Source organism: Micromonospora sp. WMMD987 (genome assembly GCF_029581435.1).
Classification (GTDB): domain Bacteria; phylum Actinomycetota; class Actinomycetes; order Mycobacteriales; family Micromonosporaceae; genus Micromonospora; species Micromonospora rifamycinica.
This window is the reverse complement of record NZ_CP120861.1, coordinates 4,831,717-4,847,035: the sequence shown is the minus strand read 5'-3', so window position 1 is coordinate 4,847,035 and position 15,319 is coordinate 4,831,717. Positions and strand designations below refer to the sequence as shown.

The following is a 15,319-nucleotide window of genomic DNA, read 5'->3' as shown; positions in this document are numbered from 1 at the left end:
TCAACAGGTCGGCAGCACGGCGATGTCGTCACCGCCGGCCAGGTTGAGCCAGGCCCAGGGAATGTAGTTGCGGCCCCGGTAGTCGACCCGGACCCACCAGGTGCTCTGCTTCTGGTCGTTGTAGATCCAGGAATCGACGTTCTCGCCCTGCCGCCGACAGTACGCCCGTAGCCGGGTGCCCGGCTTCGCCCAGCCGACCTGCTTGTCGTCGTCCTGTCGGGGCACCGAGAACACCTCGTTGCCGTTGCGACCGTCCACATCGGCGTCACAGTAGGTGCGCTGGTCGCCGTCCGGGCCGTTGACACAGGTCGCCACCCCGTACAGCGGGTCGGTGGTCTGCGCCCGGGTGGCGGTGCCCCGACCGGCGGCGTTGGCGGCCGTCACCGTCACCGTGTACGCCGTGCCCGGGGTCAGGCCGGTCACCCGCAGGCTGGCACAGCCGCCCGTCGCGCTCTTCCCGCCGGTGGCGGCGGTGCAGGTCGGCTCCCCGCCACCGGCGTCCACGGTGAACGTCACCGTGACCGACGTCGCGTCGGCCGACGAGCCGGTCACCGTGACCCGGGGCGCCGCCACCGTGCGCGCGGTCGCGGTGGCCTCCGGCCCCGGCCCCGCCTCGTTGACCGCCTTCACCCGGACCATCACGTTCTGCCCGTCGCCCAGCCCGGTGACCGTCGTGGCGGTGTCGGTCACCTCGCTGGTCCGCCCGCCCACGTCGACCTGGTACCGGCTCACCGGCCGGCCGTTCGCCGCCGCCGGTGACCACTGCACCGCGATCGTGCCCGGCCGGTCGGCCACCGTGACCGCCCGCAGCTCCGTCGGTCGGCCGGGAGCGGTGAACGGCACCACCGGGTCGCTGATCGGGGAGGCCGCCGAGGCGGCACCCCGGTCGTTCACCGCGGTCACCGTGAACGCGTACTGGGTGCCGTACGTCAGCTCACCGGCCGGGACCACCAGCTCGGTGCGCCGCGACTCGCCCACCGGGGCGTTCGCGCCGGCCGAACTCGCGGTCACCGTGTACCGGGCGATGCGGTTGCCCTGCCCGTCGGCGGCCGGCCAGCGCACCAGGACCGTGCCGTCGGCGCGGGCCTGCGCGGTGACCCCGGCCGGTGGATCGGGCACCGCCGCCGTCGGGGTCACCGGGTTGCTGCGCCGGGCCGGACCGTCGCCCTTGGCGTTCACCGCGTGCACCGAGAACGTGTACGTCGACCCGTTGGTCAGCCCGGTGATCTCCACCGCCCGCTGGTTGGCCCCGACCTCGTGCCGCTGGCCGGCGCCCTCCACCACGTACCGCAGCACCGCCGCGCCGTTCGCGGCCGCCGGCCGCCAGACCACCCGGGCCCGCGCGTCGCCCGCGGTCGCGGTCACCTGCTGCGGCGCACCGGGCTTGCCCACCCGCGGCTTCGGCGGTGGCGGCGGCGGGGGCGGATCCGGCGGCGGATCCCCGCCCAGCACGTCGTTGGCGTACTTGTCGACCGTGCGCACCCGGTGCGCGTCGTCGACCACCCGGGCGGTGGCCGCCCCCGGGGCGTTGATGAACAGGTGGTTCTCCCGCACCTCCAGCTCCCACGGGCCGGCGGCCCGGCCGGGCCGGATGGTCTCCACCAACGTCCCGGCGGCGTCGAACGCGTAGACCGTGCCGGTCACCCCGTCGGCGCAGTAGAACCGGCCGGCCCAGGCGACCGCCGGCCCGACCCGGTCACCGCCGCCCGGCACCACGAACCGGGTGACCACCCGGCCGTCACCCACGGCGAGCACCCGGCGGTCCCCGCCGATCGTCACCGGCACCACCGGGCCGCTCGTCCGCGCCGGCAGCGCACCCCCGGCCGTCGCGCCGAGCGCGGTACGCCGGACCTGCCCGGCCCGGACCGTCACCAACATGCCCGTGGTGCGGTCCAGCACCGCCACCCCGTCGTCCAGGGTGGACAGCACCAGCTCGTGGTTCGGCTCGGCGACCGGATGGGTCTCGACCCGTTGCGGCCCGTGCCCTCCGGCCGCCCCCGACACCGGCCCGGACGGCAGGGCGGCGGCGGTGACCGCCGCGACGGTCCCCTCCGTCGGCACCGCGATCCACAACCGGCCCCGACCGTCGAACGCGCCGGCCGTGATGCCCGGCGGGAAGAGCACCGGGTCACCCACCGGCACCAGCGAACGGGGGTCGAGTTGCCGCACCACCCCCCGCACCGCGTCCACCACGAAGGCGGCGTCGTCGTGCAGCACCACGTTGACCCCGAGGCCCGGCGTGGTGGGGGTGGTCGCGGTGATCTGCAGGGTGGCCAGGTCGAGCGCGCTCACCTGACCGGTCTCCAGGTCCCGCAGGACCAGCACCCGGTCGGTCTGGGTGACCTGCACCGGGTGCTGCCGGGCGCCGGGAACCTCCTTGCGGGTGTCCACCCGGGCGGTGATCCCGTTGACCCGGGCCAGCTCGCTGCGGGTGCTGCTCCACAGCCAACTGCTGGCGTCGAAGCTGGCCAGGGCGTCCTCGGCGGCACCCCGACCGAGCAGGGTGAGCCCCAGCGCGGCCACCAGCGCGGTCACCGTGCCGACCGTGACCAGCCCGCCCCGTAACCGGGACCGCCGACGGGACGCCCCGACACCGGTCTTCGCGGCATCGTCGATGCTGGCCACAGCGGCTCGCCCTCCGTCCGGTGGCCGGGCGGCGGGCCGGGTGCCGGCCGTCCTGCCCTGAACCGTGGGACATCATATGGGCCACCCCGGGACGAGGAAACCCGCACCGTTCCGATTCGGACACCCAGCGTGCCGGGGATCAGCCCGGTTCCACGCACCCCCGCGGTGCCGGCCGGTACCGACCCGGTCAGCGGCTAGGCGACGGCCGGACCCGGTCGGTGCAGACCTGACCGGAGGTCGCGAACGCGTTCGTCGAGTAGACCGCCAGCACGGTGAAGCAGTAGTCCACCTCGGTGTTCAACCCGTTGACCGTGAAACTGGTCTGTCCGGGGTCGACGGTCGCCATCACCCCGAGCGCCTTCCCGGTCCGTCCACCCGCGACCATGAACGGCACCGACCCGTTGCTCGGATCGGACCAGGTGACCGTGATGGTGGCGGCATCGTCACGGAGCTTCAGGTCGGCCGGCGGCGGCCCGGCCGTCCCCCCGGCGGCACCGGTCGACTGTCCCGGATCGGTCGACTCCCGACCCAGCGTCAACGCGCCGACCGTGCCCCCGACAGCCAGCACCACCACCACTCCCGCCACCACGGCCACCAGCCGACCCCGCGACCTTCCGGTCCGCGTCGGGTGCCCGGGATCACCCGCGTCCCGCACCGGGGGCGGTAGGTGCGCCTGGGCGGCGGATCCGCCGGTCGGTGCCGGTACCGGCGGGGCGGGTACGGCGGGTGGCGTCTGCTCGACCGCCCCGGCCCGCGCCACCGGACCCTCGGCCGGGGGGTCGGCCGGCAGCGGGAAACCGCCCTCGACGCCCCGGCGGCTGTCGGCGGCCCCCGCCGTCGCACCCGTGCCCGTCGGTTCGCCCGTGTCCGTGGGTCCGCCCGCGTCCGTCGGTTCACCCGTGCCCGTCGGTTCGCCCGTGTCCGTGGGCCCGCCCGCGTCCGTCGGTTTACCCGTGCCCGTCGGCTCGCCCGGGCCCGGCAGGTCGCCCGTGTCCCAGTGGCCGCTTTTCCACGCCGGTGGCGCACCCACCGACGGCCGCCGCAGCGACGGCGGACCCGCCGGATCGAGCGGCTCCACCACCTGCGGGCCGCCGACCGGGTACGCCGGTGGCGCCGCGGAAGAGGCCGGCGCTTGCGTCGGTGGCCGGCTCATCCCGCGTGTCGACGGTCCGTCGGCCGGCTGCCGGGGGGCTCCGGCGGGGGGAGCGCTCACCGGCGGGGCTGTCGTGGGCGGCCCGTACGGCATCGGCGGCGCGGCGGGTACCCCACCAACCGGCGGAACCGGCACGTGGGCGCCGGTCGACCCACCGTACGTACCGGGTCGGTCCGGCAGCGTCGGCGTGGTCGCCGGTGAGGATTCCGCGGCTGCCGGTGGGGTGTCTGCTGCCGGTACCGCGAGCGGTGGCGTCGCCGCCGGTGCGGTCAGCCCTGCCACCGGTGGTGCCGGGGTCGGCGGCAGTGGCCCTGCTGGTGGTGCCGGTGCTGGCGGCGGTGGTCCCGCCGGTGCTGCTGCTCCTGCCGGCGGTGCCGGAGTCGTCGCCGGTGGTGGGACGACGGTGGCGTCCGGTGCCGGTGGGGTGTTCGGGGTCGGCTGCCCTGCCGGTGCCGGGGACGATCCGCCGGCCGGGACGGCGATGGGCGGTGAGCCGGCCGGGGGGCGGGCATCGGGCAGCGTCCGCTGGTCTGCGGCGGCGTCACCGTCCCGCTCCTCCAGTAACGGCCCGATCTGGCGTACCTGCACCGTCGGACGGTCCCAGCCCCGCGCCGACGGCAACCCGGCGGCGGGTGGTGCGCTGACCGGGCGGGCGACGTGCCCCTCCGGCGGCGTCGTGCCGGAAACCGGGCGAACCGGACCGGTACCGTCGTCCCGTCCGCCGAGCGGGGCGGCCGGGAGCACGGTCGGCTGACCGCGCCGGGTGGGGGGACCGGCCGGCAGGGCGATCGGCCGGGCCGGGCCGGCGGGAATCGCCACCGGCCGCCCGTGCTGCGCCGGTGGCTCCGACGGCAGCGCGGGGGGCTGCCCGTGCTGCGCCGGTGGACCGGGTGGCGGCACGGTCGGCTGTCCGTGCCGGGCCGGCGGGACGGGCGGTATCGCGGTCGGCTGTCCGTGGTGCGGTACGGACGACCGGGCGGTCGACCCGCCGGGGTCGGACCGTTCGGGCGGGAGCGACGGTGCTCGACGGTGCGGTGGAGGGGGGTGCGGCGGTGCGGCGGGCGGTGGGTGCTCGTGCTGCGGCTGGAGGTGCGGCGGTGCCCAGGGCGACGTTGCCGGTCCGCCACCGGAGACCGGCGCGGACGAGGAGGACGGTGGCGCCGGGTGCGGTCGGGACGATTCCGACGCCACGGGGGCGGAGCGTGGCGTCACCTCCGGCGCGGCCGGGTGCGGCAGCGCCGCCGGGGAATCCGGGATGACGGTGCGCGACGCGGGAGGGGACGGTGGGTCCGACTGCGCTGCGGGGGGCACCGGTCGGCGGGGTGCACCGGGCCGACGGGCGGTCGCGCCGTACATCTGCCGGGGTAGCGGCACCCGGGGTTCGGCGTCAGGACCTGGGGTGGCCGGGGCGGTGCCCTGGCGTGGCGTCGGTGGCGTGCGCTGCGGCCCGCCGCGGGAGTCCGGTGGGGCGGAAGGGCTCGGCGGGAACGGTGGGTCGTCCGCGGCGGAGGGCGGTGCGGAGATCGGACGCGCCGTAGCGGGGGGTGCCGGTGGCGTCGGGGCGGTTCCGGGCCGGGGCGTCGGCGCGGGCGGGTGCCCCTGCCGGGGTGCCGTCGACGGCGCGTATCCCTGCTCCGGAGGGGCCGGTGGTGCGGCGGCCGGTGCCGGCGGGGCGGTCGCGGCGGGTCCGGGCTGCGGGTGGTCGGCCGGGATGCCCAGGTACCGGCGGGCGGCCCGCACGCTGGGATGCTGGTCACCGAGCACGGCGGGGCCAGCGGTCGCGACCCGGGTGTAGTTGCGGCGGGCCTCGTGCCGGTTGCCCAGCTCCTCGGCGACCCCGGCCAGGTCGAAGGCGAGGGCGAGCATCAGCGGATCGGCCGGACTCCACCGCCGCTCACCGGCCGCGTACGCCTCCTCCAGCACCCGGCGGGCGGCGGTCGGTTCGTCGGCCTCCCGGTGCAGCCGCGCGAGCAGGTACAGCGCACCCATGACCTCCGGGTGGTCCTCACCGTACGCGGGGCGGGCCGAGTCGATCGCGTCGGCGAGCAGCCGGCAGGCCGCCGACAGGTCACCGGAGGAACGCAGGGCGAGCGCCCGGTGTCGGACTGCGGCGAGGGGTGCGGGTGCGGACACGCCAGCAATGCTGCCGCGTGGACGGGTCCGGACGCTACCCACCCGGTGATGCGCTCCGATGCAGGCTTCTGACCTGCGATGATCCAGTTCACGCCCGGCCGCCCGACGGTGATGTGCATGATCCATTCCGGCCGTGTACAGTAATGCCCCGTGCGGCCCACCAGGCCGGCTGACCGGGGTGAAAGACGCCGGAGCCGACCCGGTAGGCTGAACGGGCAAGTCCGGGTGGCGGAATGGCAGACGCGCTAGCTTGAGGTGCTAGTGCCCGTATAGGGCGTGGGGGTTCAAGTCCCCCCTCGGACACACTTTGGCAGCATCCCTGCTGTCTACGACGTACTGGTGGTCGGGCGCGCTTGACCACACCGATCTGATCTCCGAGTCGACGTCGGCCGGTCCCGCTTCGGGCGGGGGTGGTCGGCGTGGCTGACGTTGTGGTCGCTCCCGTCGTTCCGCCGGCGGGGCCGGGTAAGCCGGGTGGGCGGTCTGACGGGGGTCTTCGTCGTCGGCCGTTGCCGCTTCCGGATCTTCCGACTCCTCGTGCCGGCAGCATGGTCTATGGGGTGGCGGCGCTGGATGCCAGCGGTCGGATCGCCGACAGTGGGGTCGTTCGGGCGCTCGGTTGGGTGCCGGGCACCCGGCTGCACATCCATGAGGGTGCCGGTCTGGTGGTGTTCCGCGCGGATCGGCAGGGTGTGTTCACGGTGACCGGTCAGGGTCATCTCCGTCTGCCGGCGGCGGCCCTCCAGCGAACCGGGGGAACCTCACCCGCTCAATTGGGCGTGTTGCGTGGGTGTGTGCGCCGCACGGGCCGAAGGTGTAGCGTGTGCGCGTGTGTCCGGTGTAGACGGGCGCTTCATGATCCTGTATGGCTTTTCTTGGCCAATCGGCCGCTGAGTGCGTGTTTGAAAAGTTCTGTTGTGGACCGCCTGGCGGCATGACTTTCACCGGCGGGACGGGCAGGGTGGCGCGGTGTCTGCACGCCGTGGCTATTCCTCCGATCTGACCGATGCCCCGTGGGCGTTGATCGAGCCGCTGCTGCCGGAGCCGAACACAGACGGCCGCCGGGAGAGGCATTCGCGCCGGGAGATCGTCAAGGCGATCCTGTACGTGGTGCGGTCCGGGTGCCCGTGGCGGCACCTGCCAGCTGACCTGCCATCCTGGCAGACGGTGTCCTGGTACTTCATCCGTTGGGAGGAAGCCGGCGTCACCGATGAACTCCTGGCCACGCTGCGGATCAGGGCACGGGTGTAACAGGGCGCTGAGCCGCAACCGTAGTCGGGGATCATCGACTCGCAGAGCGTGAAGGGCGCTGACACCGTCGGATGCGACAGCCGAGGCTACGACGCCGCGAAAAAGATCAAAGGCCGGAAGCACCGACACCCGGGGGCTACGGGTCACCGTGACCGTGCTCGCCGCGAGTTGGCAGGGCCGCGACGACGCCAGGAGTGCCCTGCTCGGCGCCTACAGGCTCACCCCGATTCGGCACGTCTTCAACACCCCCATCACCGGCAATTCGTACACCATTCCCGTGGACGCACCCGAGTCATCGCTTCCGGTAGCCAGTGCCCCTGTTCCTGCTGTCGGCGTCCTGCGGTGTGTCACGGATGTCGTGGAGCTGCCGACGAGGGGTCGGATTTCCTGCCCACCGAGGCGAGTCATTGGCGACTGGGGGCAGTGTGGTGCCCTCCGGTCAGGTGGGTGGTGGCGGCGAACTCGACCAGGTCGAGCCGGCCGTCGACGTGGGCGTAGCGGGTGAGGGACGTGTTGGCGATCGGGGTGGTGGCGACGATCGTGTCGAGGTCCACGAACGGCAGCTCGTCGAGGAGGTGGCGGGCGGCGATCACCACGGCGTCGTGGGCCACGACCCATACCCGCCGGCCGGCGTGGCGGGTGTTCAGGTCGGTCAGGACGGCGCGGACGCGGGCGGCGACGTGGTCGAACGTCTCGCCGCCGGGTGGCTGGTAGGCGTAGAGGCCGTTGGCGGCGAGCCGGTGCGCCTCGGCGGGGAACCGCTCGGCGATCATGAGGGGGGTCAGCAGTTCCAGGTCGCCCATGAGCCGGTCCACCAGCCGGTCGTCGATCTCGGCCGGCGGCAGGGTGACGCCGAGCGACGCGGCGGTGTCGGCCACCCGGGTCCAGGTCTGCCGGGCCCGTAGGTAGGGGGAGCAGACGACGTGCTCGGGACGTTCGTCGGCGGGCCGGGTGGCGAGCCAACGGCCGAGCTGGGTGGCCTGGTGCCGACCCAGCGGCGACAGGTCGACGTCGGCGTCGCGGCCGGTGAGGCCGTGTTCGGCGACGCCGCGTGCGTGGGCGTCGGCGAAGGCGACGTTGGCGGCGCTCTGCCCGTGACGGACGATGGTCAACTGCGCGACGGTGTCCATGCCTCCAGGTTTCCACCACCCGCCCGCCAGGGACGGCCGCCGGGAGTGCGCCCACGGTCACCGCCATGGGCACACGCCGTGGCAGCCCGGTAGGGCGTCCGCTCAGGGCACGAGGATGACCTTTCCCGCGACCGTACGGGACTCGGCGAGCGTCAGCGCCGACGCGGCCTCGGTCAGCGGGATCCGTGCGGCGATCTGCGGGCTGAGCACGCCGTCGGCGAGCAACCGGAACACGGTGGTGAGGTCCTCGGCCAGGGTGCGCCGGAAGGTCTCCGGACGGCGGTGACCGGCCCAGAAGTTGTAGAAGTAGGCGCTCCGGTGGTTGGGCAGGGTGTGCCAGAGCTTCAGCTGGGCGAAGAGTTTCAGCACCGGCAGCCGGGAGTTGCCCTCCTCGTCCTTCGTCGCCGCCGTGCCGTACGACACCAGCGTTCCGCCCCTGCGCAGCAACTGCCACGACTGCTGCACGCCGGGGCCCCCGACGTGATCGAACACCGCGTCCACGCCGTCCGGCGCGAGGCTCCTGATCCGGTGGTACATGCCCGGGTCGCGGTAGTCGACGGGGGTCGCCCCCAGCTCGCGTACCGTGTGGTGGTGCCGCTGCGCCGCGGTGCCGATCACCCGGATCCCGGCGTGCCGGGCCAGTTGGACGAGCGTGGAGCCGACGCCGCCGTTGGCACCCAGCACGACGATGACGCCGCCGGACCGGACCTTCGCCAGCCGGTGCAGCATCTGCCAGGCGGTGATGCCGTTGACCACCACCGTCTCCGCGGCGGCGGCGGACACCCCTTCCGGCACCGGGACCAGGTCGGCTGCCTCGACCAGGACGTGGGTGGCCCACCCGCCGGTCTTGGTCACCGCCGCGAACCGGCGTCCGGTCAGGTCGGCGTCCACGCCGGGCCCGGTGGCGACGACGGTGCCGACCAGGTCGTACCCGGGCACGAAGGGGTACGGCGGCTGGTCGTAGTACTTACCGCGGCGCATCTGCTGCTCGGCGAAGGACACCCCGGTCGCCTCCATCCGCAGGACGACCTGCCCCGGCGCCGGTGCCGGGAGGTCGCGGGTCCGTACCTCCAGACCGTTCGGTTCGACCGCTTCCGGTAGGACCACCTCGGTCGTACGGATGGTGGCGACGTGGGTCATGCGACGTTCCTCCACAGTGTTACGGCTACGGCCTGTCCGGCGTGCGGTGCACGCTCGTGCCCGTGTCGGACGGCATCGCCGCCAGCAGGTCCGGGTCGGCCTCGTAGTGCCGCTTCTGTAGGGCCGCGACACGGGCGGCGAAGTCCGGAGAGTCGTCGTCGGTGATGTCGTAGGCCTCGAACCTCGCCATCAACGGAATGCCGAGCCGCTCGGACCTCGCGTGTGCCGGGTGGTTCAGATACTCCCAGTATCCGTCCAGGTCCTCCAGGACGAAGACGGCTCCCCAGTCGAAGTCGCCGCCGTACTCGCGTCCGACGATGAAGGCGGTGACCGCCGGGATGACCCGGCCCTGCTCGCGGAGGGCGTCGAGGGCCTGAGCGACCAGCCCGGGATCGGCGTCGTCCCTGATCTTTATCCGGTTGCCGTGGTAGATCATCGGGGCTGTCCTCCAGAGGTGTGGTGAGCACGCTCGCCGACCGGGGCGGGCGGGGACGCAGGTGTGACAGGGAGACCTTCCGCCGACGGGACCGGGCACCGCATCGGTGGGAACTGCGTAGCCGCGTAGGCGATCCGCCGGGGTTCCGGGGCGATGCCGGACAAGGGGTAGCGTGTCCGGGTGCGATCCGCTGCCGCCGCCGGGGGCTCACTGGTCGGCAGGGACGTCGAGATCGCGGTCCTCGACGATCTGGTGCGGGCAGCGCGGTCGGGCCGGGGCGGGGCGCTGGTGGTACGCGGCGAGGCCGGCATCGGTAAGAGCATGCTGCTGGCACACGCGCTCGACGCGGCGTCCGGTGCCCGCGTCATCCAGGCGTCCGGGGCGGAGTTCGAACGGGAACTGCCCTTCGGTGCGCTGCACCAGCTGTGTGCGCCGGTACTGGACCACCTCGCTGAGCTGCCCGCCCGGCACGCCGACGCGCTCCGGGTCGCGTTCGGGCTCCAGGCGGGTACGCCCGACCTCTTCCACATCGGCGTGGCGACCCTGGGTCTGCTGGCCGCCGCGGCCCGGGTGCGTCCGCTGCTGTGCCTGGTCGACGACGCCCAGTGGCTGGACGCGGCGTCGGCGAAGGCGATGGCCTTCGTCGGCCGGCGGGTGGCCGAGGAGCCCGTCGCCATGCTGTTCGCGCTGCGGTTGCCCGCGTCGGGCGAACTGGACGAGTTGCCGGGCCTCGACGTCGGCGGCCTGAGCGACGCCGAGGCGCGGACGTTGCTGGCGGCCCGACGTCACCTGTTGCTCGACGACCAGGTGCTGAACCGGCTGCTGGCCGAGGCCGGGGGGAACCCTCTGGCGCTGCTCGAACTGCCCGGGGCGGGCGGCTTCGGGCCACCGGAGACCACTCCGGTGCCGACGCGGATCGAGCGTAGCTTCCAGGCCCGGTTGTCGGGTCTGCCGGACGGGGCCCGCCGCCTGCTGATCGTGGCGAGTGCCGACCCGACGGGCGATCCCGCCCTGTTGTGGCCGGCGGCGGGCTTGTCGGGCATCGACGTGCCGACGGCCAGCGCCGCCGCGGCCGGGACGGGACTGGTCCACTTCACGACCGGTATCCGCTTCTGCCACCCGCTGGCCCGGTCGGCGGTCTACGGTGCCGCGTCGGCGGACGAACGGCGCTACGCGCACCGGGTACTGGCCGAGGCGACCGACGCCGTCACCGACCCGGACCGTTCGGCCTGGCACCGGGCCCAGGCCAGCGTCGGCCCGGACGACGGCGTCGCCGCTGAACTCGAACGGTCGGCCGCCCGCGCCCGGGCGCGCGGCGGCGTGGTGGCCGCGGCGGCCTTCCTGGAACGCGCGGCCGAACTCTCCCGGGATCCCGCCGACCGGATCGGACGGACCCTCGCGGCGGCGCAGGCCGCCCTCACCGCGGGCCGCCCCGACCGGGCAGCCGCGCTGGTCAGAGCCGTCGAGCACGCCGCGCTCGACGAGTTCCAGCTCGCGGACGTCGATCTGTTGCGGGGGCAGGTGGCCTTCCAGAGCGACGGGGACACCAGCGGCCCGGAGTTCATGATCCGCGCCGCCAGGCGGCTGGCCGGGCCGGACCCGGAGCGGGCCCGTAGGTGTCTGCTGGACGCGCTCGAGATGAGTCTGCTCGTCGGCCGGGCCAACGGCGTGCTGGAGCTGGTGCTGACCGCCGTCCGGTCGCTGCCGGCGTCCGGACCACGCCCACCGGACATCCTGGACGCGCTGAGCCTGCTGGATACGACCGGACACCGCAAGGCGGTCCCGGTGATCCGGCAGGTCCTCGACGGTCCCGGCGGTCCCGCCTGGACCGGGTACCCCGCGCTCGCCCTGATGCTCGCGGGGGAGATGTGGGATCCGGACCTGCATCTGGCGACCGTGAGGTGGTTGGTGCGGACCGGCCAGGAGTCCGGCTCGCCGTTGCTGATTCGTCTCGGTCTCGCCCAGCGGGCCTCGTACGGCGCGCTCTCCGCCGACCTCGGCCTGGCCACGGCGTCGATAGCCGAGGAGGAGGCGATCGCCGACGCGACCGGCGGGCCGCCACAGCTCTACCACCGGATCCACCTGGCTGCCGTGCGTGGCCGCCGCGCCGAGGCGCTCGCGCTGTTCGAAGAGGCGTCGGCCGCAGCTGCCACCAGCGGCAGCGGCCTCCTGACCGGCAACATCGACTGGGCGTCGGCGGTGCTGCACAACGGTCTCGCCGACTATCCGGCGGCGCTGACCGCCGCCCGGCGGGCCGTCGCGGACGGCGCCCTCTTCCTCGCCAGCTTCTCGCTCCCCGAACTGGTCGAAGCCGCGGTCCGCTGCGGCGACGCCACGGCCGCCGCGGCGGCGCTGGAGTCGCTGACCGAACGCGCCGACGCCAGCGGCACCGCCACCGCCCTGGGGATCGCGGCGTACTCCGAAGGGCTGGTGACCGGCTCCGAGGAGCCGTACCGCAACGCCGTCGCGTACCTGGAACGGAGTCCGCTGGTGACCTACCGGGCCAGAGCACATCTGCTGTACGGGGAGTGGCTTCGACGCGAGGGCCGCCGACGGGACTGCCGGCCGTACCTGCGCACCGCGCACCGCCTGCTGTCCGGGGCGGGGTTCGAGGCGTTCGCCCGGCGGGCCGCGGTCGAGCTGCGCGCCACCGGGGAACGGCCGCGCCGGCGGTCGTCACACACCTACGACCAGCTCACCATCCAGGAGCTGCACATCGCCCGGCTGGTCGCCGCCGGCGCGACATCCAACGAGGTCGCCGACCAGCTCTTCATCAGCCCCCGCACCGTGGACACCCACCTGCGCAACATCTTCCGCAAGCTCGGCATCAACTCCCGGCGGCAACTCAGGGACCGGCCGGACCTCGGGTCGTGAACCCACCGGCACCACCGACGGGCCGGGCCGCCGTCAGGCTGGCCCGGCCCGTCGCCGTACGCGATGTCAGTCGTTGAGGACCTGGGAGAGGCGGTCGCGGAACTTCCGCTCCGAGTCGCTGACCTGGTCGCCGCCGATGCCGAGCAGTCCTCCGCTGGACGCCGCCCCGACCACCTGGTCGGCGATCTCCACCAGCCAGTGCCGGTAGGCCCCGGCCTCGCCCTCGTCCACCTTGGCGGCCAGCAGGGTGGCCGCCTGCCCGGCCCGGACCAGCACGTCGTCGATGAGCGCCTGCGGGTCGGCCGGCGAGATCACCGGTAGTTCCTCGCCGGCCTCGGGGTCGCCGACCCGGGAGACGATCTCCCCGGCGACGGCGGCGACCAGCGGGCTGGCCGACTCCCGGCCGGCGGCGATGGTCTCCAGCCCGGCCGCGTTCTCGGCGCGGGTGCGCCGGGCGCCGTCCGACTCGGCGGCGCTCGCCGCGGTCAGGACCGACTGCGGCAGGCCGACCAGCAGCCCCCACTCCTCGTCGGAGAACCCGAACCCGGTGTACGCCGGCTGTTCGATCACGACTGAGCCCCTCTCGGTTGTTCCACTGCGGGCACCGCACGCGGGCGGTCGCCCGGGTCAGGCTAGTCCAGTGTCAGCAGACCCTGTTCGGACACCACGCGCACGGAGAGCGTCTTGTAGCCCACCTCGTCGAAGAGCACCGTCATCCGGTCCTCCTCGTAGTTGAGCACCAGGCCCGGACCCCACTCGGGGTGGCGGACCTGGCTGTGCACGGGGAACGGACCGACCGCGCCGCTGTCGGCGACGCTGGTGCCGGCGTGGCAGTTGTCGCAGTGCCCGCAGACGTGCGACATCTGCTCACCGAAGTACGCCAGCAGCACCTGCCCCCGGCACCCGGTGGTCTCGGCGAAGGCGCGCATCATGTCGGTGCGGGACCGGGTGACCGTCTGCTGCCGTTCGGCCTCGGCCAGGGCCGCCGCGCCCGCCTCGACCGGGGTGGGGGAGTAGCGCGGTGCGCCGATCTTCTGCCCGGCCCGGGGTTCGGCCGCGCCGATCTGCTCCAGCAGGGCCAGGTACTGGCCGAGCTTGCGCGGCCCGAGCCCGGTCGACTCGCGCAGGGCCTTCTTCGTCGCCGGCCGGCGACGCAGCAGCGCGGCGAGGTCCCGCAGTTCGGTCTCGTCCGGCAGGCCGCCGGAGAAGTAGCGTTGCAGGCCGACGTCCTCGGCCCGCCACAGCAGCAGCACCCGGGCCGGCGCACCGTCGCGCCCGGCCCGGCCGATCTCCTGGAAGTAGCTGTCCGGCGAGTCGGGCAGCGCCATGTGCACCACCCAGGCGATGTTCGGCTTGTCGATGCCCATGCCGAACGCCGAGGTCGCCACCATGATCGGCACCTGGTCGGCGAGGAACGCCTCGTGCAGCTCGTGCCGGGCGGCGGTGGGCATCCCGCCGTGGTAGTACTGCGCCGGGAAGCCGGCGGTGGTCAGCCGGTCGGCCAACTCCTCGGCGGCGCGTCGGGTCGGCACGTAGATGATGCCGGGCCGCTCGTCGTCGCGCAGCAGCGCGGTCAGCCGCCGCCAGCGGTAGTCGTCGGTCGGGCAGTAGGCGACCTCGATGAAGAGGTTGGGTCGGTCCAGCCCGGAGACCACCACCTCGGGGTCGCGCAGCCGCAGCCGGGCGATGATGTCGTCGCGTACCGGCGGGGAGGCGGTGGCGGTCAGCGCCACCACCGGCGGGCGGCCGAGACCGTCGATCAGGTGGCCCAACGCCAGGTAGTCGGGGCGGAAGTCGTGCCCCCAGGCCGAGATGCAGTGTGCCTCGTCGATCGCCACCAGGGCCGGCGCCAGCGACTTGACCTCGGCCATCCGGTCGGGGTTGCTCAGCGCCTCCGGGGTGATGAAGAGGAACTCGGCCCGCCCCTGCCGGATGTCCTCGATCGCCTCGGCCTGCTGGGCGGCGCTCTCGTCCGAGCTGATCCGGACCGCGCGCAGCTCGGGGCGTTGGCGTTCGTTGAGCGCGGCGATCTGGTCCTGCTGGAGGGCCAGCAGGGGCGAGATCACCACCGTCGGCCCGGGGATCAGGCTCGCCGGGATCTGGTAGATCGCCGACTTGCCGGCTCCGGTGGGGAGCACCACCAGGGCGTCGCGTCGTTTCATCACCGCGCGCATGGCGGCGAGCTGGTTGGGCCGCAGCGCTTTCCAGCCGAACAGGCTGCGCGCCGCGCGGCGCAACGTCGTCGAGTGCATGGACAGCTTCATCGAGGGCCGGAGGTACCCGGGTCGATCGAGGCCGAAACCGCTCCCACGGGATCGGTGTGCCGCCCACTGTGGGCAGGTCAGGCGGTGGTCACCCGGGGTGCGGCCGTGCTCGACGGTCGGTCAGCGGCGGCCGAACACGGCCCGGATCGCGGCCAGCAGCAGCAACCCGCCGACCACCAGGCCGAGCAGGCGTACGCCGGGGATGTCGGCCGGGGAGGTGGCGTCGGCGAGCGGCGGCAGGTCCATCCCCGCACTGTCGCACGTGACCCCGAACGACGCCAGACAGTAACAGTAAGGTTTATTGACTATTACG

10 protein-coding genes, 1 tRNA gene and 1 pseudogene are annotated in these 15,319 nt (G+C 74.0%); 3 read left to right on the top strand and 9 right to left on the bottom strand.

Going from position 1 to position 15,319, the window contains the following annotated elements; all coding sequences use genetic code 11:
- From O7612_RS20360 to O7612_RS29480, 3 genes and pseudogenes are all read right to left on the bottom strand, one after another.
- Positions 1-2,625, bottom strand: a complete 2,625-nt coding sequence (locus tag O7612_RS20360) for a fibronectin type III domain-containing protein (protein WP_282266584.1) — start codon at positions 2,623-2,625, stop codon at positions 1-3.
- Positions 2,626-2,812: 187 nt separating this feature from the next.
- Positions 2,813-3,220, bottom strand: a complete 408-nt coding sequence (locus tag O7612_RS20355) for a fibronectin type III domain-containing protein (RefSeq protein ID WP_282274115.1) — start codon at positions 3,218-3,220, stop codon at positions 2,813-2,815.
- Between the two features lie 2,274 nt (positions 3,221-5,494).
- Positions 5,495-5,911, bottom strand: a pseudogene (locus O7612_RS29480) (tetratricopeptide repeat protein); the annotation flags it as partial.
- A 219-nt stretch (positions 5,912-6,130) separates the two neighbouring features.
- On the opposite strand from O7612_RS29480, the gene O7612_RS20345 reads away from it, so the two are divergent.
- Positions 6,131-6,214: transfer RNA gene (locus O7612_RS20345), tRNA-Leu, on the top strand.
- A 666-nt stretch (positions 6,215-6,880) separates the two neighbouring features.
- Positions 6,881-7,162 carry a transposase gene (locus O7612_RS20340; protein WP_282266582.1) on the top strand — a complete coding sequence of 94 codons (282 nt, stop codon included), beginning with the start codon at positions 6,881-6,883 and terminating at the stop codon, positions 7,160-7,162.
- Positions 7,163-7,566: 404 nt separating this feature from the next.
- Here the strand turns inward: O7612_RS20340 and O7612_RS20335 are convergent, their stop codons facing one another.
- From O7612_RS20335 to O7612_RS20325, 3 genes are all read right to left on the bottom strand, one after another.
- A complete protein-coding gene (locus O7612_RS20335) occupies positions 7,567-8,292 on the bottom strand; it encodes a histidine phosphatase family protein (RefSeq protein ID WP_282266580.1) in 726 nt (241 codons plus the stop codon).
- Positions 8,293-8,394: 102 nt separating this feature from the next.
- Positions 8,395-9,432 (bottom strand): medium chain dehydrogenase/reductase family protein, encoded by a 1,038-nt coding sequence (locus O7612_RS20330; protein ID WP_282266578.1) that lies wholly within the window; start codon positions 9,430-9,432, stop codon positions 8,395-8,397.
- 25 nt (positions 9,433-9,457) lie between these two features.
- A complete protein-coding gene (locus O7612_RS20325; RefSeq protein WP_282266576.1) occupies positions 9,458-9,868 on the bottom strand; it encodes a Dabb family protein in 411 nt (136 codons plus the stop codon).
- Positions 9,869-10,048: 180 nt separating this feature from the next.
- On the opposite strand from O7612_RS20325, the gene O7612_RS20320 reads away from it, so the two are divergent.
- Positions 10,049-12,742 (top strand): LuxR family transcriptional regulator, encoded by a 2,694-nt coding sequence (locus O7612_RS20320; protein ID WP_282266574.1) that lies wholly within the window; start codon positions 10,049-10,051, stop codon positions 12,740-12,742.
- Positions 12,743-12,808: 66 nt separating this feature from the next.
- Here O7612_RS20320 and O7612_RS20315 read toward each other — a convergent pair whose 3' ends face one another.
- From O7612_RS20315 to O7612_RS20305, 3 genes are all read right to left on the bottom strand, one after another.
- Complete coding sequence (locus tag O7612_RS20315; protein ID WP_282266572.1) at positions 12,809-13,312, bottom strand: hypothetical protein; 504 nt, start codon at positions 13,310-13,312, stop codon at positions 12,809-12,811.
- A 62-nt stretch (positions 13,313-13,374) separates the two neighbouring features.
- Positions 13,375-15,006 carry an ATP-dependent DNA helicase RecQ gene (locus tag O7612_RS20310; protein WP_282266571.1) on the bottom strand — a complete coding sequence of 544 codons (1,632 nt, stop codon included), beginning with the start codon at positions 15,004-15,006 and terminating at the stop codon, positions 13,375-13,377.
- Between the two features lie 120 nt (positions 15,007-15,126).
- On the bottom strand, positions 15,127-15,252 hold the full coding sequence (locus O7612_RS20305) for a hypothetical protein (protein WP_282266569.1): 126 nt from the start codon (positions 15,250-15,252) through the stop codon (positions 15,127-15,129).
- Between the last annotated feature and the right edge of the window lie 67 nt (positions 15,253-15,319).